Below are 17,980 nucleotides of genomic sequence, written 5' to 3'. Positions count from 1 at the left end.
CCGGAACAAAACATAAAACCTGGAGGCTTAGCTCAGCTGGGAGAGCATCTGCCTTACAAGCAGAGGGTCGGCGGTTCGATCCCGTCAGCCTCCACCATATTAACTACTTGGACTAAGGAAGGTCGACTAAGAATGTTACGTCCTGTAACAACGTCGACACTAGACCGTCCATGGTCGTCGCGGGATGGAGCAGCTCGGTAGCTCGTCGGGCTCATAACCCGAAGGTCGCAGGTTCAAATCCTGCTCCCGCAACCAATTTTATTACCTGTTTTGCTTAAATATGGAGCTGTGGTGAAGTTGGAGTTCACGCCGGTCTGTCACACCGGAGGTCGCGGGTTCGAGTCCCGTCAGCTCCGCCATCTTTTAAGATTGTAATTAGTTTTACAGTAACAAGCTTCATACTTTTTACTATCAAAATAAACGATAGTATGGTATAATTGAAGAGTTGATATGCCGGTGTAGCTCAATTGGTAGAGCACCTGACTTGTAATCAGGGGGTTGTGGGTTCAAGTCCTATCGCCGGCACCATTACCTAAAAAGTAATTCCTTTACTTTTTGAGGTGAATTATGGGGAGATAGCGAAGTGGCTAAACGCGGCAGACTGTAAATCTGCTCCCTCTGGGTTCGGCGGTTCGAATCCGTCTCTCCCCACCATTTATATGTTTGAGAGCCATTAGCTCAGTTGGTAGAGCATCTGACTTTTAATCAGAGGGTCGAAGGTTCGAGTCCTTCATGGCTCACCACCATGTAATTTCAAAAAATTATGCGGTCATGGCGGAATTGGCAGACGCGCTAGATTCAGGTTCTAGTGGTGGCAACACCGTGGAGGTTCAAGTCCTCTTGACCGCACCAAAAATAAGCTTCTAAAGTAGTATTATGCGGACGTAGCTCAATTGGTAGAGCGTCGCCTTGCCAAGGCGAAGGTCGAGGGTTCGAGACCCTTCGTCCGCTCCATAAATTTGTGCCCTTAGCTCAGCTGGATAGAGCGTTTGACTACGAATCAAAAGGTCGGGAGTTCGAATCTCTCAGGGCACGCCATTTGTCGGGAAGTAGCTCAGCTTGGTAGAGTACTTGGCTTGGGACCAAGGGGTCGCAGGTTCGAATCCTGTCTTCCCGACCATTTTTAATTGCATATCGCCGGGGTGGCGGAATAGGCAGACGCAACAGACTTAAAATCTGTCGGGAGTTTCTCCCGTACCGGTTCAAGTCCGGTCCTCGGCACCATATGTGCGGGTGTAGTTCAATGGTAGAACTCCAGCCTTCCAAGCTGGTCGCGTGGGTTCGATTCCCATCACCCGCTCCATCTAAAAAACTAACAGACACAATGATGTGTCTGTTTTTTTGTCCAATAAATGAAACTAGTTCCTATACATGGATGAAATAAATATCTCCTGCCTGTCAAAACTAACATCATGACCCGATTCACGAGGAGGGTAACGATGAGAAGAGTAAAGTGGTATGGCAGGGTTTTGTGGATGATGACAGCCTTAGTGCTGCTGGGAGGTTGCGGAGTGAATTCTGATCGGACACCCCAACAACCACCAACCTCCAAAACTTACTCCATCTACACCAATCAACAGAATAGTGGATTTAAAATTACCCAAATGCCAGGTGTCATTGATATGATAAGTGGTCTTTCCCGTTAATTAAAGTTGTAAATGTCGAATCATGTTGATAATTATTCATGGTTCAAATAAGTTTTTTCGTGTAGAGTATTTTTTAAGATCGCTTGCCCAATGGTAATTGATCTCTTGCCTCGCCTCCGGTGGAATACACTGGAGGCATTTTTGTGTTTGTATAGGGCAAAAGGACTACTAACCAGCGGATGGGAGTGTAATGATAAACTTTGTTAGTTCTTCGTCTGATTCACATCGGATCTGTCCGTTATGTTTTTCGATAATATTTTTGCAGATTGACAATCCAATTCCCGTACCATCATGCTTCGTCGTAAAAAACGGTTGGAACAACTGGTCTGCTACTTCTTGAGGAATTGCTTCTCCATTGTTCTGAACAATAATCTGAACCCCTTCTGGTGTGGCAAAAGAGGATATATGTAATTCTTTACTGGACGAGTTTCTTAGTGCATCCATGGCATTGTTGAAGAGATTAACCAGCACTTGTTTGAATCCTTCTTCATAACAATTGATCTGGTTGCAGGTAAGTGAGCGAACAAAGTGAATATTCTCTGCAATGAGGCGAGGTGTAATCAGAATTTCTAATTCGTTCAGCAAATCATTCAGATTCACTTCCTTGAATACCTCATCAAGGATGGGCTTCTTGGAAAAACTAAGGAACCCGGTTATTTGCCGGTGGAGGTTTTCGAATTCATGCATGATAACCTGGATGTAAGATTCCAGATCCTTTTGTCCTTTAATATTTTCATTAATTAACTTCAAAAATCCCTCAATGGCACAAAGGGGGTTTCGAAGCTCATGGGCCATGCTTGCCGCAAGTTTGCCCAAGATGGTGAGCTTGTCCTTATGCAGATAAGAAATTGTTTTTTCTTTTTGCGAAAGCTCTTCATTGACCAAATTTTCAAAATGAAAAATTGACAAGTAGAGGCTCTCATCCATGATTTCTCCAACCCGTTGCTCGATGAACATGATTTCATGATGCGATAAATGTAAATAGGGTAAGGTTGGACGAACAATTTCCCAGAACACATTTCGATAGGATTGATGTGTCCGCAGAATGGCAGAAAGCGACATGTGATTGTCTCGAAACCAATTTCCCATGACCAGTGAGAGATCAAATAGCTCCTGTGATACATCACGAATCAGTGATTGAGCAATGATCTGTGTCCTTGACTCGATAAAGTCAGATGGAATTGGACTATCATAACCAATTTTCGTGTTTATATCCTGTTCCCAACGCTCTTTTATTATTTTTCGGAAGGTGAGTATCTGGTTCGTCACCTTGCCAAGATGCAGTAATTTATTGTCGATCATTAGCAACTTCCCCCCCCTCATTTATGTTAGGGAAGATACAAGAGAAATTCAAGTAACTTTACCCCTAATTTCTGGAAGATAATTAGCTATATTCCGACAGGATTTACTAGATTTCGATTTTTGGTCCTATTTTTAACGGGTAAATCTTGAAAAATATTCTTTTCGAAGAAGACAGGAAATGATCAAAAGAGACAGAAAAAATAGATTAGATCAACTGGAGGGGGCATAATTTGGTGGCTATTAATCGTAAAGACGTTCAGAAATGGACAGAGTGGCTGGTACAAATACCAAGTGTCGTCAATACAAAAGGGGAGGCAGACGTAGCCAGACAGCTTTATGAAGAATTAAAAGGCTGGCCTTATTTTCAGAAGCATCCAGAGCAGATTTGGCTACAGCCCTCCGGTGAATCATCGATTGAAAGATATAATGTGGTCGCTTTGGTTACGGCGACAAATCAGGTTTCAGAGACAACTCTTTTGCTAGGGCATATCGATACGGTTGGTGTGGATGACTACGCTCAGTTAAAGGATGTGGCAACGGAACCTGCTGTGCTAAAGGAGAGAATGAAAAAACAATCACACCTTCCAGAAAGTGTCCAGCAGCACCTGCACGACGAAGGCTGGATGTTTGGGCGTGGCTCATGTGATATGAAAAGTGGAGTTGCTGCAAATCTGGCAATCCTGCGCCATTTCAGTGAAAGTCCTGAAATGATGCAAGGAAACCTCCTTCTAGTTGCCGAGTGTGATGAAGAAGACAGTTCGAACGGGATACTTGCTGCTGTACCTTTTCTAAATCAGTTAGCAAAAGAACGGGACTTGTCCATTACGGCTGCGATCAATACTGACTTTGTTACCGCTCGAAGTGAAGGAGATCCGAATCGATACATATATTTGGGGACTGTTGGAAAGTTGTTGCCATCGTTTTATGTAGTTGGTAAAGAGACACATGTAGGCCAAGCATTTGACGGGTTTGATCCCAATCTGCTGTTGTCAGAGTTGACAAGAGAAATTGATTATAACCCTGATTTGTGTGATGAAATGTATGGGGAAGTAACGCCACCACCTGTCAGCTTGAAGCAGACGGATTTGAAACCGTATTACGATGTGCAGACGCCGCTTGCCGGTTTCGCCTATTATAATTTTCTCGTTCATTCCTTGTCTCCAAAAGAAGTTCTCGACCTTTTAAAGGAAAGAGCAACAACTGCCTTTGAGAGAGCAATTCAGACGTACGAGTCGAGATACAAGACGTATTGTGAAAGAACAAACACCAATCCGAAAGAATTGAACCTGCAACCTCGTGTCTATACGTATCAGGAGTACATGGAATATGTCATTGCCAAACAGGGTAAAGAAATCATCGAGTCGGCCATGCAAGCGAAAGCAAAGGAACTTCTGAACAGCGATCTGGATATTCGTTACTTTTGCTGCAGGATGGTAGAAGAATTGCACCGATTCGATGAAAATCGTGAGCCAGTCTGTATTTTATTTTACTCATCGCTGTATTCGCCGAGGGTGGCCCTAAGCTCACAGCAACCTTATGAAGAGCGCCTGATGAAAGCAGTCGAAGAAGCTGTTGCCAATGTAAAAGACCGTTGCCCACAACCCATTGAAGTTCGACAGTTCTTCCCGTACATCTCAGACATGAGCTTCGTTAAGCTGAGTGATGATGAGGAAGGCATTCATGGTTATATTGACAACATGCCTGCTTGGGGAAGCAAACATACCGTTCCTTTTGACGAAATCAGGCAATTGAATGTACCAATCGTCAATATTGGCCCATACGGATTCGATGCACATAAAAAATGGGAGAGAGTTGAACTTACTTATTCACTGGAAGTGGTACCAGAAATCATGCTCTCCGTTATTCACAACTTATGGAGTTACAAGGGGTAACCAACAGCTTGTCATGATTCGATCCATCCGTGCATACATGTAAAGGGAAACGCCCAGCATGGAGGATGAACATGGACGGGAGCTACTGGATCAGTTTTATCAATATTATCGTAATCGATCTCTTGTTAAGCGGAGATAATGCAGTTGTCATTGGTATGGCCTGTCGGGGGTTGGCACCCAAGCAACAACGGCTGGCAATTTTGTATGGAACACTTGGTGCCGTATTGCTGCGGATCGGGTTAACGGCAATGGCTACCTGGATGTTACATATTCCCTTCCTTAAATTAATTGGCGGTTTAATGTTGCTATGGATCTCAATGAAAATCACCATGCAGCGTGAAGAAGAAACGGCAGATGTCGCTTACAGCAGGAATTTGAGCCAGGCGATAAAAACAATCATTTTGGCAGACTTCATCATGAGTCTCGACAATGTGTTGGCAGTGGGGGGAGCAGCAAAGGGCGAATTGGGGTTGGTCCTTTTTGGATTGGGGCTTAGCATTCCGCTGTTGATGTGGGGAAGTGCTTTGATTGCGCGTATGATCAATCGCTTTCCTGTGATCCTCTATGTTGGTTCGGCGATACTAGCCTTCACAGCCGCACAAATGTGCATGGAGGATCCTTATTTGCATCATGCAGCCTACACAATCCCGATACTCCCCGTCCTCGTCCCTTCATTGGCAGCAATCTTGATTGTCATGATTGGAAAATATGCAAACAGAACATAACATACGAATGTGAATATGAGTATGAATACATACCGAGACAAGTTCTTGGTGTGTTTTTTTTTGGCAAAAAAACAAGTTCGTGCTTTGATGTGCCTAGTTTTAAAGGCAGATGGTAATAATATAGTCAAAAACGAAAGGATTCGATAAAAATGAATGCGGGGATTCTTTCTCTGTGGGGAGTATGGGACACCATTTATCAAAGCTGCACGAGGCTTACTTACATTGAAAAGGGCAGAAACATTTTTCGGGTAGTGCTCTTGAGGTATCGAGGTGAACCGCTGCAAACAGATTCCAATTACACAATCAATCAAGGTGACCTCATTCTTAAAATTCATATCCATAATTACATGTTTGCCAATCTTTGTAAGGGAGTAAAGAACGATACCCGGATGATTCTTTTATTGCGGCGACAGATTATTAATTCACTTCCCCAATTAGCCAACTATTTGGCATCCCATCCAAGGGTGGACGAGATCAAGGGGATTGTTGGCACTACGATGCTGCACAAGGGGATTGAACCGCTTGGTTTTTCCATTTCCGATGTGCCAATGAACTGGTTTTTTCGGTACAAACGATGGTATTTACGCCTGATGTTGCGAATCATACATCCTGATGGCATGAAACGATTGGAGACTTTTGATCGCAATCTTCCACTGAAGCGGGTGTACATGTCAAAAGATGAGTTGTTTCAGCGCTACCTAAATCAGCAGCAAATGGGTGAAAGCCAAAAATGAGCAAAAAAGTATTGATTTATACGGAAGGTTGGGCAGGCAGTGGTCATCGAATGGCTGCTGTTGCCTTGAAGCAAGCTCTGGAGGACAAGGTTCCCAAGATGGAAATCCGAATGCTTGACGGATTACGGGAGATAAGTCCACTGCTGCAAAAAATTTCGAATCAGACGTACCATTCAAGCCTTCGCTATGCACCCGGTCTGTGGGAAAAGGTCTACAACCTGGAAAAACTGTGGGGAAAAACGATAAAAAAACCGCTGGGTAAGATATTAGCGAGACGTATTCTAAAACAGGTGATCGACAAATTTCAGCCTGATCACGTCATAGCGACTCATGCCTATTGCTTGTCTGCCCTTTGTCAGGCAAAACGAAAGGCCATTCATCCTTTCCAATTGACCAGCATTCCAACTGATTTTTATGTAAATAACTTTTGGATCCACCCAGAAGTAGATTATTATGTGGTTGCCCATGAACATCTGGCGGCCGAGCTCAAACAAGTGTATGGAATACCGGATGAAAAGGTTCGCCCCTTTGGAATACCCATTCGGCCTGGATTTGCGAGAGACTCCCATCTGGATAAAAGTGCGTGGAAATCCGCTTTAGGTTTAAAGCCGGGTGTTTTTACCGTGCTTCTCAGTGGGGGAGAAGGTGGATATGGAAATTTGTCATCAATTCTTGCTCAATTGCTGCAGGTTGGCCGGCCACTGCAAATCCTGGTGATAACCGGTCGTAATGAACAGCTTCGCAAAAACCTGTTACATAGTCTTCAGGCAGTCACAACACCACATTTGATTCATATTCTCGGGTTCGTAGAATCGATGTGGGCTTATCAAGGGGCGGCTGACCTCTTAATTAGCAAACCTGGAGGACTGACTTGTTCGGAAGCAATGTCGATGGGAACCCCGTTGCTTTTTTTGCAGCCATTACCGGGGCAGGAACAGCATAATGGCAAATTTTTGGAGAAGATGGGTGTTGCCAAACGAGTGGAAAACCTCGAAGAAATTCCTCGTCTTATTACCCGTTGGCAGATCAAAAATGAAGAGTTGGCGCAAGTGGCACATACAATTAGACAGCATCGAAAGCCTGATGCCGCTTATCGAGTCGTCGAATTGATCAGCCCGAATGGATTGGAAATTTTACCATGAATGAGTTCGGAGTAGTACACGCATATTAAATTCAACACCATCACCAAGTAAGCAAGGACGTTATTAGTAGCATTGAGTGGGTTGCTAACATCCATTGAATGCTGCTAATAACTCAAATTAGCAGCAAAAAAAGTTAGAGGAGATGAAACTACATGGCAAACCAAGGTGGAAGCAACAATCTTCTCGTACCTCAAGCAAACCAAGCTCTTGATCAATTAAAATATGAAATCGCTCAAGAGTTTGGCGTACAACTCGGAGCAGATACGACTTCTCGTCAAAACGGCAGTGTCGGTGGAGAGATTACGAAACGTCTCGTATCCTTTGCTGAACAGCAATTGTCTGGACGCTAGTCAATCGAAAAGACAACAGAATAACTGGATGGTAAAAAGGGTCCCTAAAGAGGGGCCCTTTCATGTTTCCATTGGCAGGATTTGAGGGTTGAACCAAATCAGTCATATAGTAAAATGAAGATTAGGTTTTTCATTACAGGTTGGCATCGCTTCCCATATTGACAAAATAGTTAAGTCACATAATGGAGGTTGATGAATGGGTAGAAAATGGCTTTTGACATTACTGGTTGGCATAATGCTGGTATTGCATTTACCAATCCAGGATGTACAGGCAGAAGAGAAAACAACAGGTTTAGACGATATATCTGGCCATTGGGCCGAACAGGCAATTTCTGAATTGTATAAGCAGGGGATTGTTAAAGGGAAAGAAGACGGTAAATTTTATCCGGATCAGCCGATAACGAGAGCTGAACTGGTTACATTGTTTTTGAAAGCAAAAGGAATTACACCGTATCAGGGAAGCCAAACAATTTTTGCTGACATCTCGTTGCAATCATGGCTGCATCCCTTTGCCACAACTGCTTATCGACTGGGAATTGTGAACGGTTCACCAAGGCAAGGCAATCTTTACTTTGATCAACAACAAACAGTTGAACGGCAGGAGTTCATCACCTTACTCCTCCGTGCCAAGGGTGACAGTGGCAGGGTAAATCAACTGCGATGGTCAACTACGATACAGACCTTGAACAAGTACCCGGATACCCACGAAATTGATAGTTGGGGGCAGCGTGAGTTTGCCTATGCACTGAACAAAAACATTGCGACTCCAACCGATGATCAACTGTTAGAACCGACGAAACTGGTTACACGAGCAGAGGCTGCTAATTACACGTATGAAAACATTGTGGCTCCCCGATTGGCCTATAGCCGTACGGAAAAGCCTGTACCTTTTCAATACAAGCGTCAACTAACGGTACAAACAACTGCGTACACAGGCTCAGTGAATGTGGAAAAATCATTTATTGGTGCTCCACTTCGTGTAGGAACGGTAGCTGTCGATCCCAATGTCATAGCACTAGGTTCTCATTTGTATATTGAAGGATACGGCTATGCTATTGCAGCAGATATTGGCGGTGCTGTGAAAAATAATCATGTTGATGTATTTTTGCCTTCCCTTGAAGCAGCAAAAGCTTACGGAAGACAAAAGGACACCAAAGTGTACGTGCTGGATTAACATATTCCTCGCTTTTCCTACTCATACTATGGGGGAAAGGCGGGGATTTTTTTGGTTGGCATGTTTGTTTTTGGTCTTATTGGTATTTTTCTGATACTGCTGGTAATCACGCCGGTGCGAATCGTACTGATGTACGAGCGACACCAAGAACGGGATCATGTCATCATTGAGATAACTATATGGTATCGATTGTTTCGAATAAAGCATGAGATTCCCATGATCAAAATAATTGGTTCTCAGGTGAAAGTGAAGCAACAGATGGAATCCAGCATGAATCCCAATGATTCAGATAAAGTCGATACGATCACGAAGGATAAGGTGCAATGGGTTAAGAAGCAAATGAATACCGTAATCAGCCATGTACATGATTTTTACCCCACCATCCAGAAATTTCTGAAGCATATACAGTGCAAGGAGCTTTCTTGGCATACATCGATGGGGATTGGCGATGCAGCAGCTACTGGAACAATTACGGGGATCATATGGAGTATCAAAAGCATCATTCTTGCTACCATGACAAACTACATCGTCTTGCGGACCTTTCCACGTCTCAGTGTACAGCCTGTATGGAATCAGACGGTGATACATACTCAGTTCAGGTGCATACTTACTTTGAAGCTCGGACATGCTATTGTCACAGGGATTCGTATTTTACTGAAACTAAGAAAAGGGCGTGAGCGAAAATGGCAGACCACCCCATCCAGGGTTTAATGCGTACAACAATGGAAAACCTCAAGCAAATGGTAGATGTAAATACGATTATCGGAGACCCGGTGGAAACCCCTGACGGTAGTGTAATATTGCCTATTTCCAAAGTTGGATTCGGCTTTGCGGCAGGAGGCAGTGAATTCAATTATAATCAACACCACGATAATCATCATCTTCACAACGATAGTAATTCCCATCCATTTGGGGGAGGTAGTGGTGGCGGGGTTTCGATTACTCCAGTGGCATTTCTTGTTGTAGGCAAACAGGGAATCCGTTCCATACCGTTAGAAAATTCTACCCACTTGTATGATCGCATCCTGGATTCAGTGCCCCAATTTGTTGACAAGATCCAGGGAGTCATGCAGTCAAACAAAAAGGATAACCATCAAACGACTACGATCATTACCAATGCGGACGAAGACGATATTGAGACGATTATGAAGAGAAGCTGAAACAACATGTAACGTCGAGACGTTTTGCACAGAAAAAAAGAGGGATGGATGAAAAGTATCCATGCCTCTTTTTATTTTTTACATGATGGTATTCAAGTAAAGCCCGGTAGATGAAGCCTGTTGGAGAAACACATTGGGAAGCAAATACTGATTATATGGGTTGAATCGATTGTTTGGAGATTGATACATATTGATCACAGGAGTTTGTTCCACCCGCTCAGCCAGTTTTGCCAGCTTGGTTGCAAAACCATTTGACCCACTGATCGCTGATTGAACCTGCTGGAACTGCTTGTCAAGTTTCTCGGCAAGCTTCTGTTCGTCTAGCTCAAGGCTTCCGTCAGCCATTGTTTCAATTCCGAGCGTTTCGAACTGGGCTCTGGCATCATTGCTTATTTTTTGCAAGGAGCGGCGGAAATCAGTGGAGAGAGGGAGCGAAGTCGAATCAAGCAACGATTCAAACCGATTAAACCGATCAACCAGAGATTCCACTTTATCAAGTATTTGAGACCGATCATGCTGAACTGACAATGTAATGGATGCACTCGTTACTTCCTTCAACATAAGAGTGACATCCTTCTTATCACCAATGGTAACTTTGTTGGAATCAGAGGTGTAGGGTTTGTCATTTACTTTATAGACAGCGTCTTCTGCTGATTGACTCACCTGGCCAGCTCCTGTTGTCTGAACACTGGTTCCTTCGACATCATAAATAGAAAAAGATTGCTTGACCCCTGTTTGATTGCTAGATAGCTCCAGCCGGCTGGTACCTTTCTCTTTATCCTCGATTACTCGGGCAGTCACTCCAATATCATCCCGGTTGATTGCCTTGGCCATGCGAGACATCGTCTGATGATTGGAATCCTCCTTAAAGGAGTAAAAGGAGACCGTGTGCTCTTTGCCGCCAACATTCAGTCGAAATGCCTGATTTCCCTGTAGGTTAGAAGAAGCGCTACTGGACAATTGATTGCCTGTATTTTTTTGGATTTTAGCCAGCTTGGTTACTTCCACCTTATAATTCGTCATGTCGGCTTTTGGCTGTGCTGTAGCTATAACAGCCTGTTGGTTGGAAGAGGTCACGGTCCGTATATGAAGCGGACTCTTTGTCTGTTTGGCGTTGAATTGCTCTGCCTCTTTTCGAATGGAACTAGCTTCATTCATCAATTTCGTCAGGACAGCAGAAGTTTCCAAAGACCAGCTCTGTTGTTTCATATACAAAGATTGGAATGAATAGCTGGACAGAGGGTAAATAGGATTTTTCAATGATGCCTGATACATTTGAAAATTGTACTGATTGTGCCGTTGTGATGTCAGAGTATAAGGGGTAATGCCGATCACCAAGCTCACCTCCAAAAGAAACATATTATTCTTAATTATACTTCTGTTTTGTCAATAGCTCAACATTTTCCAGTAAGTAAACGGGCAGACGAGACAAGGGAAGGGCGCTAACCCATCTGGGAGCGCCCTTCTCAGTGTAATATTTGTTATTCCAGTTCTAGTAACAAGTCGCCAGCTTCAATTGTATCGCCAGCTTTCACATGGATGGATTTTACCTTCGCATCACCAGGGGCTTGCAAGGTCGTCTCCATTTTCATCGCTTCGCTTACAAGCAAGTGCTCCCCTTTGCGGACTTTATCGCCGACCTCAACCAGCACTTTGAGTACTTTACCCGGCATGGAAGCGCCAAGCTGATACGGATTTTGAGGATCTGCTTTCGGACGAAGGTCTGCCGTAACTACTGCTGAGTGATCGCGAATCATCACTTCACGAGGCTGACCATTCAATTCGAAGTAGATAATGCGGTTGCCATCGGGATGCAGGTTGCCGACTGCAACAAGCTTGATGATCAGTGTTTTCCCTCTTTCGATGCTTACAGATGCTTCTTCACCCGGACGGAGCCCGTAGAAGAATGTAGACGTATCGAGTACAGAGAGGTCGCCAAATTCTTTCAGGCTTTGATCGTATTGCAGGAACACCTGCGGGTACATAATGTAAGAAAGAACGTCCAGGTCACTTGGTTCACGACCGATCTTGCTTTCGATTTCGCTCTTGGTTTTGTCAAAGTCTACTGGTGCCAGAAGTTCTCCTGGTCTAGTCGTGAAATAGTCGCGGCCTTTCAAAATGACCTCTTGCAGTTCTTTCGGGAAGCCGCCCGGTGGTTGACCGAGGTACCCCTGGAAGAATTGAATCACGGAATCAGGGAAATCAATACGCTGTCCTTTTTCATAAATGGTTTCTTCGGTAAGGTTGTTTTGGACCATAAAGAGTGCCATGTCACCGACCACTTTGGAAGAAGGCGTTACTTTGACGATATCTCCAAACATCTGATTTACAGTAGAGTACATGGTCTTTACTTCGTCCCAACGTCCATCCAGGCCAACTGCCTTAGCCTGTTGCTCCAGATTGGAATATTGGCCGCCCGGCATTTCATGTACGTACACTTCTGTATTGCTTGCTTTCATGTCACTCTCAAAGCCTTGGTAGAGTGGACGGATGTCTGCCCAGTAATCGGACAGCTTGTTAAAGGAATCAAGATTGAGACCGGTATCACGCTCGGTGCGTTCCAATCCAGCAACCAGAGCGTTTAGAGACGGTTGAGAGGTGAGACCCGACATGGAGCTCACGCAAGCATCAACGATATCAACGCCTGCTTCTACCGCTTTCAACAGCATCGCTCCGCCATTTCCAGAGGTATCATGTGTGTGCAGATGAATCGGAATGCCAACCTCCTGCTTCAGCGCACGGACTAGCTCGTAGGCAGCGTACGGTTTCAACAAGCCAGCCATATCTTTAATGGCAAGAATGTGTGCGCCAGCCTTTTCCAGTTCTTTGGCCAAATTCACGTAGTACGAAAGCGTGTACTTTGTTTTATTCGGGTCAAGGATATCTCCTGTGTAACAGATAGCAGCTTCCGCAATTTTGCCTGTTTCACGCACAGAGTTGATAGCAACCTGCATTCCAGGAAGCCAGTTCAGGCTGTCGAAGATGCGGAATACGTCAATACCATTTTCAGCCGATGCCTTGACGAAGCTTTGAATGACATTGTCCGGATAATTTGTATAACCAACGGCATTTGCCCCACGCAGTAGCATTTGGAACAAGACATTCGGGATTTTTTGGCGCAGGATTTGCAGACGCTCCCAAGGGGATTCCTTGAGGAAACGCATGCTTGTGTCAAACGTTGCTCCGCCCCACATTTCAAGCGAGAACAAATCGGATGCCAGTTTGCCTGTTGCTTCTGCAATCGCCACCAGATCATAGGAGCGAACACGAGTGGCAAACAGGGATTGATGGGCATCACGGAATGTGGTATCCGTAATGAGAACCTTGTTTTGCGCTTGAATCCACTTGATTAACCCATCCGCACCTTCACGATCCAGAATTTGTTTTGTTCCTTCTGGATAGGGTTGTGAAATTGGCGTTTTTGGGATGCGCGGATAATCGTAATGCGGTTTTTTCTCGACTTTGGGAAGACCAGGATAGCCATTCACAATCGTGTTTCCAATGTAGTTGAGCAATTTCGTTCCACGGTCTTGTCTGCCTGGGAAGACGAACAACTCTGGCTTTGTATCAATAAAGGAAGTGTCGTACTGCCCGTTGAGGAAGTCAGGGTGTGTTACGACATTCTCCAGGAATTGCAGGTTGGTTTTCACACCACGGATACGGAATTCACGAAGGGAGCGGTACATTTTGCTTGCCGCTTGTTCGAAATCCTCAGCATACGTTGAAATCTTCACCAGCAATGAATCGTAATATGGTGAGATAATGGCACCAGGGTAACCATTGCCACCATCAAGACGAATACCGAAACCGCCAGCGGAACGCCATGCGAGAATTCGACCGGTATCAGGTGCGAAATTGTTCTCAGGATCTTCGGTAGTAACACGGCATTGAATCGCAAAACCGTTTGTTTTGATGTCATCCTGAGAAGAGATGCCAATTACAGAATCGGACAATGCATGTCCTTCTGCCACACGAATTTGCGTTTGAACAACGTCAATTCCGGTAATTAGCTCGGTGATGGTATGCTCCACTTGAATTCGTGGGTTAACTTCAATAAAATAGAATTTCTTATCAGGTGTAAGTAAAAACTCAACCGTTCCAGCATTGGCATAACCAGCTTTTTGCATGAGACGAAGAGCAGCTTCACAAATTTCCAGACGCAACTGTTCGCCAAGTGCTACGCTTGGAGCCACTTCGACGACTTTTTGATGGCGACGCTGAATCGAGCAGTCGCGCTCGTACAGATGAACGACATTGCCGTGTTCGTCACCGATGATCTGCACTTCAATGTGCTTCGGCTGTTCCAGATAGCGCTCCAGATACACTTTGGCATTCCCGAACGAGGAACGAGCTTCAGAGCGGGCACGATCCAGTGCATCTTGTAATTCTTCCTGGCTGCGAACAATGCGCATGCCACGACCTCCACCGCCGGAAACACCTTTGATGATGATCGGATAGCCGTGTTCTTTAGCGAACAGCATGGCATCTTGCAGTGTTTCAATTGGTTCCGGAGTGCCAGGAATGACTGGAATTCCTGCTTCAATTGCCATCTTGCGGGCTTCTACCTTGTCACCGAACTTTTCGATCAATTCCGGTGACGGCCCGATGAATTTGATGCCCTCTTCTTGGCAGCGGCGAGCGAATTCTCCATTTTCGGCAAGGAACCCGTAACCAGGGTGAATGGCGTCAATGTCGTTGCGCTTGGCAATCTCGATAATACTCTCGATATCCAGATACGCTTCGATGGGTCCTTTGCCTGCTCCCACAAGATATGATTCATCAGCTTTGAAGCGATGAATAGATACATTATCTTGCTCAGAGTAAATAGCTACAGTACGGATGCCTAGTTCAGTAGCCGCACGGAAAATGCGGATGGCAATTTCTCCACGGTTGGCTACCAATAAGCGTTTAATTTTTCTCTGTTCCACGGTTTCTCCCCCTAGACGCTCTCTACACTTAAAGAGGCTTAATTACTCTGTTTAAATAAATATACAAAACTTTAGTAACATTGACACGTTCTTTTGCAATGCAAAAACTTTTTTCCTATAAAAAGTGTTATGCTATTTACTTGCTGATTGGCACTGTTTTGTGCAATTGTTATTTACTTTTTATAGGGAAAATCGATTAATGTGCGCAATAAATCGGTCAATATGTTCTATTAAATCACCTTTTTGAGTAAAAGTGTTATACTATTTAATGTTTTTTTAGAAAATGGGTGCATTTTTTGTTGAACTGGAGAGGGGATGGCAACATGAAGCTTTTATTCATTATGTTTGTCACCAGTATTATTAGCTGTGTGGAGACAGTCTCATACGCTGCCAGATTATCAGGTGCCAGAACCAGACGGGTTGGGGCATCGACTTCACTGTTTAATATACTCGTTGTTGTTTCACGATTTGCTGTCATGATTCAGGCGATTTTGATCGCATCGATTGTTGACCAAGTAATCACAGGGAATAGAAAGATTCTTGATCCCCTTATTCGGGAGCAAAATATTGACGCAATGGTGTATGATTTTCGGCTGGTCCTCATATCTATGAGTGTCGGGATACTTGCAGGAATTTTGCTGACTCCATCTGTTGCCCGTATTCTTGCTATCGGAACGTTGAAGCTGGACAAGCATGGAAGTGTGCCTAGAATCGTATTCAATGAGGGGCTATTTCGCACCTTGGGCAAGCTTCCCTCCCAAATCTGGTTGCCTTCCTTTCGCAGTAACTGGCAAGAAATCAGGGCAGCGAAAATGCCTTACACGTTTTTACTATTGAATGCTGCCATTTTTGCTTTTTATTCCATTGCCAGCCTGTCTTCTTTGTACGCCGGAACTCTTGTTCCTGATCATGTTTTGAAGGCTAACCAAATGGCGGCTGTTATTAACGGGGTAGGCACGGTGCTTCTGGTTATCTTTGTCGATCCTGTGAGTGCCAAGCTGTTGGATGATGTCGTCTTGGAGAAACGACGAATTCACGATCTAAAAGCAGCGGTTTTTCAGCTTGGTGTAGGGCGCCTGCTCGGAACCGTAATCGGGCAAGTGCTGTTGTGGCCATTTGGGATCATGATCAAGGAGTTCGTGCTGATTTTCGATCGGTTGTTCTCATGAATATGCTCTGCTCTCTTTGCCCAAAATGGTAGAGAGAACGGAGGGATGACAGAATGGAGTTTACGCCAAAGGAATCAGCAACGATTTGGAGAGAGCTAATCCCTGAGAGGTACTGGTTGTGCTCGGAAGATACGCCTGAAGATGAACTTATTTTTGCCTACCGTGACAAAATCTATTTCGTCAACTTCGATGGGTCAGTTCTGGCAATATCACGACCGCCACACCTTGAATTGTTTAGTATTAGCATGCTTTATGATCGTCTTGCTTCTACAGAAGAGGTAATCGATTTTGACGATGAGGGTATATTTGATTGCGGAAGTATACTCAAACAGATGGGGTATGTTGTACCGACGACCACCAAACATGAGAAACATGCCTATCAGATTGAAATTATCAATACGATTGCACCACAGACGTTTGTTTCACGCTATGAACTGAAGAAAGTAAGCTATCGATATGCCTTGTACCATGCTGTGATGAAATGTCATGAGTTAAATGCCAAGTCCGATTGGGAATTCGAACATGAAGTAAAACAGATCAGAAAAATCGATCCACCCGCCAAAAAAGAGTTAGCTAGCAAGTCGCTCTAAAAGATTACGGTATACTTTTTTATATTTTTATAGTGAAATATATCATTAGTTGATGTAAGATAAGAGAGGGTACATAATAATTTCCAAAAATAAGGAGGCCGTTACAATGACGACTGCTGTTGAACGTCAAGGCGTTATTACTTTTAAAGGAAATCCTGTTACATTGGTTGGCAACGAAGTAAAAGTGGGAGATCAAGCACCTGATTTTACGGTATTGGCAAACAATTTAACTCCAGTTACGTTGAATGATTCCAAAGGTACTGTTCGTGTTATCTCCGTAGTACCTTCATTGGATACAGGTGTTTGCGACCAACAAACTCGCCGTTTTAACGAAGAAGCGGCTAAATTGGACGGGGTTACCATTCTGACCGTCTCTGTAGACCTTCCATTTGCTCAATCCCGCTGGTGCGGTGCTGCCGGTATCGATAAAGTGCAAACTTTGTCTGACCACCGTGATCTTTCTTTCGGTACTGCTTATGGTGTAGTAATCAAAGAACTTCGCTTGCTCGCTCGTGCTGTATTCGTTGTCGATGCAAATGACAAAGTGGTTCACGTGGAATACGTAAACGAAGTTACTACTCATCCAGATTACGAAGCAGCGATTGCAGCAGCAAAAGCAGCGAAGTAAGATTTGCGAATAATGATACGCCAAAACGTCTCCGATTCGTCGGGGGCGTTTTTTTGTGTTTCATTTTCCGTTTTGTTCCTCATTCGTAACTGCCACAAGGTATAACGAATACGTATAACTGGCAAAGCTAATAACAAAAGAGTTTGAAAAGAGGTGAATTTCTCATGTTTCCGAATCTGGAGCTAGACGAATTTGAATTCCACTTGGGTGCCTTGTATGAGATTGGATTGTTACTTTACGAATAATTGATGCCTTGGACGAATTGTAAAGATCAAGCTGCCTGACATTTTGTTTGTTGGGCAGTTTTTTTAGTTAAAGAATTTAAGTCGATATTTCCAAAGTCACGAATAGACATGGTAGTAGAGAAAGGAGGAGAATAAAAGTGGCAAAACGCCTAGACCGCCTAGAACAATTCCTGGCTTCGACTCCGCAAGCTTCGAAGGGACCAGTACAAACAACCAAAGAAACTTTTATTCATCCGAATCAACTGCCGTCACTTGAGAAAGACGAAAAGGCATCCAAAAGTAACGCCTGACAAAT

At 44.2% G+C, this 17,980-nt stretch carries 16 protein-coding genes and 12 tRNA genes; 25 read left to right on the top strand and 3 right to left on the bottom strand.

Annotation, left to right across the window (positions count from 1 at the left end):
• Positions 1-21 precede the first annotated feature (21 nt).
• The 13 genes from ACPW7N_RS14780 to ACPW7N_RS14720 all read left to right on the top strand — a co-directional run bounded on the left by ACPW7N_RS14780 (position 22) and on the right by ACPW7N_RS14720 (position 1,646).
• Positions 22-97, top strand: a tRNA-Val gene (locus tag ACPW7N_RS14780).
• 81 nt (positions 98-178) lie between these two features.
• Positions 179-255 (top strand) — tRNA-Met (locus ACPW7N_RS14775).
• A 27-nt stretch (positions 256-282) separates the two neighbouring features.
• A tRNA-Asp gene (locus tag ACPW7N_RS14770) sits at positions 283-359 on the top strand.
• 93 nt (positions 360-452) lie between these two features.
• Positions 453-528: transfer RNA gene (locus ACPW7N_RS14765), tRNA-Thr, on the top strand.
• 41 nt (positions 529-569) lie between these two features.
• Positions 570-654: transfer RNA gene (locus ACPW7N_RS14760), tRNA-Tyr, on the top strand.
• Between the two features lie 13 nt (positions 655-667).
• Positions 668-743: transfer RNA gene (locus tag ACPW7N_RS14755), tRNA-Lys, on the top strand.
• A 22-nt stretch (positions 744-765) separates the two neighbouring features.
• A tRNA-Leu gene (locus ACPW7N_RS14750) sits at positions 766-852 on the top strand.
• Positions 853-878: 26 nt separating this feature from the next.
• Positions 879-954, top strand: a tRNA-Gly gene (locus tag ACPW7N_RS14745).
• 7 nt (positions 955-961) lie between these two features.
• Positions 962-1,038 (top strand) — tRNA-Arg (locus ACPW7N_RS14740).
• Positions 1,039-1,043: 5 nt separating this feature from the next.
• A tRNA-Pro gene (locus ACPW7N_RS14735) sits at positions 1,044-1,120 on the top strand.
• 16 nt (positions 1,121-1,136) lie between these two features.
• Positions 1,137-1,224 (top strand) — tRNA-Leu (locus ACPW7N_RS14730).
• A gap of 5 nt (positions 1,225-1,229) precedes the next feature.
• Positions 1,230-1,303, top strand: a tRNA-Gly gene (locus ACPW7N_RS14725).
• A gap of 136 nt (positions 1,304-1,439) precedes the next feature.
• Positions 1,440-1,646, top strand: coding sequence for a hypothetical protein (locus tag ACPW7N_RS14720; RefSeq protein ID WP_425651864.1), 207 nt, complete (start codon positions 1,440-1,442; stop codon positions 1,644-1,646).
• Between the two features lie 168 nt (positions 1,647-1,814).
• On the opposite strand, the gene ACPW7N_RS14715 is transcribed toward ACPW7N_RS14720, so the two are convergent.
• A complete protein-coding gene (locus ACPW7N_RS14715) occupies positions 1,815-2,948 on the bottom strand; it encodes a sensor histidine kinase (RefSeq protein WP_425651863.1) in 1,134 nt (377 codons plus the stop codon).
• Positions 2,949-3,181: 233 nt separating this feature from the next.
• Between ACPW7N_RS14715 and ACPW7N_RS14710 the strand changes: the two genes are divergently transcribed.
• The 8 genes from ACPW7N_RS14710 (at position 3,182) to ytfJ (ending at position 10,125) form a co-directional block, all read left to right on the top strand.
• Positions 3,182-4,840 carry a M20/M25/M40 family metallo-hydrolase gene (locus tag ACPW7N_RS14710; protein WP_425651862.1) on the top strand — a complete coding sequence of 553 codons (1,659 nt, stop codon included), beginning with the start codon at positions 3,182-3,184 and terminating at the stop codon, positions 4,838-4,840.
• Between the two features lie 71 nt (positions 4,841-4,911).
• A complete protein-coding gene (locus ACPW7N_RS14705) occupies positions 4,912-5,565 on the top strand; it encodes a TerC family protein (protein WP_425651861.1) in 654 nt (217 codons plus the stop codon).
• 149 nt (positions 5,566-5,714) lie between these two features.
• Positions 5,715-6,299 (top strand): YkoP family protein, encoded by a 585-nt coding sequence (locus tag ACPW7N_RS14700; protein ID WP_425651860.1) that lies wholly within the window; start codon positions 5,715-5,717, stop codon positions 6,297-6,299.
• A complete protein-coding gene (locus ACPW7N_RS14695; RefSeq protein ID WP_425651859.1) occupies positions 6,296-7,441 on the top strand; it encodes an MGDG synthase family glycosyltransferase in 1,146 nt (381 codons plus the stop codon). Before ACPW7N_RS14700 ends, ACPW7N_RS14695 begins: the two co-directional genes overlap by 4 nt.
• A 152-nt stretch (positions 7,442-7,593) precedes the next feature.
• A complete protein-coding gene (locus tag ACPW7N_RS14690) occupies positions 7,594-7,791 on the top strand; it encodes an alpha/beta-type small acid-soluble spore protein (RefSeq protein ID WP_425651858.1) in 198 nt (65 codons plus the stop codon).
• Between the two features lie 196 nt (positions 7,792-7,987).
• Entirely contained in the window at positions 7,988-8,965 is a 978-nt protein-coding gene (locus tag ACPW7N_RS14685) for an S-layer homology domain-containing protein (RefSeq protein ID WP_425651857.1), read from the top strand.
• A gap of 60 nt (positions 8,966-9,025) precedes the next feature.
• A complete protein-coding gene (locus ACPW7N_RS14680; protein ID WP_425651870.1) occupies positions 9,026-9,676 on the top strand; it encodes a DUF2953 domain-containing protein in 651 nt (216 codons plus the stop codon).
• Positions 9,649-10,125, top strand: a complete 477-nt coding sequence (ytfJ, locus tag ACPW7N_RS14675) for a GerW family sporulation protein (protein WP_425651856.1) — start codon at positions 9,649-9,651, stop codon at positions 10,123-10,125. Before ACPW7N_RS14680 ends, ytfJ begins: the two co-directional genes overlap by 28 nt.
• 78 nt (positions 10,126-10,203) lie before the next feature.
• Here ytfJ and fliD read toward each other — a convergent pair whose 3' ends face one another.
• Together fliD and pyc are read right to left on the bottom strand one after the other, a co-directional pair.
• Positions 10,204-11,460 (bottom strand): flagellar filament capping protein FliD, encoded by a 1,257-nt coding sequence (fliD, locus tag ACPW7N_RS14670; RefSeq protein ID WP_425651855.1) that lies wholly within the window; start codon positions 11,458-11,460, stop codon positions 10,204-10,206.
• Positions 11,461-11,606: 146 nt separating this feature from the next.
• Positions 11,607-15,053 (bottom strand): pyruvate carboxylase, encoded by a 3,447-nt coding sequence (pyc, locus tag ACPW7N_RS14665; protein WP_425651854.1) that lies wholly within the window; start codon positions 15,051-15,053, stop codon positions 11,607-11,609.
• A gap of 323 nt (positions 15,054-15,376) precedes the next feature.
• On the opposite strand from pyc, the gene ACPW7N_RS14660 reads away from it, so the two are divergent.
• The 4 genes from ACPW7N_RS14660 to ACPW7N_RS14645 all read left to right on the top strand — a co-directional run bounded on the left by ACPW7N_RS14660 (position 15,377) and on the right by ACPW7N_RS14645 (position 17,975).
• Positions 15,377-16,222 carry a lipid II flippase family protein gene (locus tag ACPW7N_RS14660; RefSeq protein ID WP_425651853.1) on the top strand — a complete coding sequence of 282 codons (846 nt, stop codon included), beginning with the start codon at positions 15,377-15,379 and terminating at the stop codon, positions 16,220-16,222.
• 53 nt (positions 16,223-16,275) lie between these two features.
• Positions 16,276-16,812 (top strand): hypothetical protein, encoded by a 537-nt coding sequence (locus tag ACPW7N_RS14655; protein WP_425651852.1) that lies wholly within the window; start codon positions 16,276-16,278, stop codon positions 16,810-16,812.
• Positions 16,813-16,918: 106 nt separating this feature from the next.
• Positions 16,919-17,440 (top strand): thiol peroxidase, encoded by a 522-nt coding sequence (tpx, locus tag ACPW7N_RS14650; RefSeq protein ID WP_425651851.1) that lies wholly within the window; start codon positions 16,919-16,921, stop codon positions 17,438-17,440.
• A 382-nt stretch (positions 17,441-17,822) separates the two neighbouring features.
• Positions 17,823-17,975 (top strand): hypothetical protein, encoded by a 153-nt coding sequence (locus ACPW7N_RS14645; protein WP_425651850.1) that lies wholly within the window; start codon positions 17,823-17,825, stop codon positions 17,973-17,975.
• Positions 17,976-17,980 lie beyond the last annotated feature (5 nt).

Origin of the sequence: Brevibacillus nigriterrae (assembly GCF_049846925.1) — a bacterium.
Classification (GTDB): Bacteria; Bacillota; Bacilli; order Brevibacillales; family Brevibacillaceae; genus Brevibacillus_H.
Note: the sequence above shows the minus strand (reverse complement) of the source record. Positions and strands in the feature narration are given on the sequence as shown.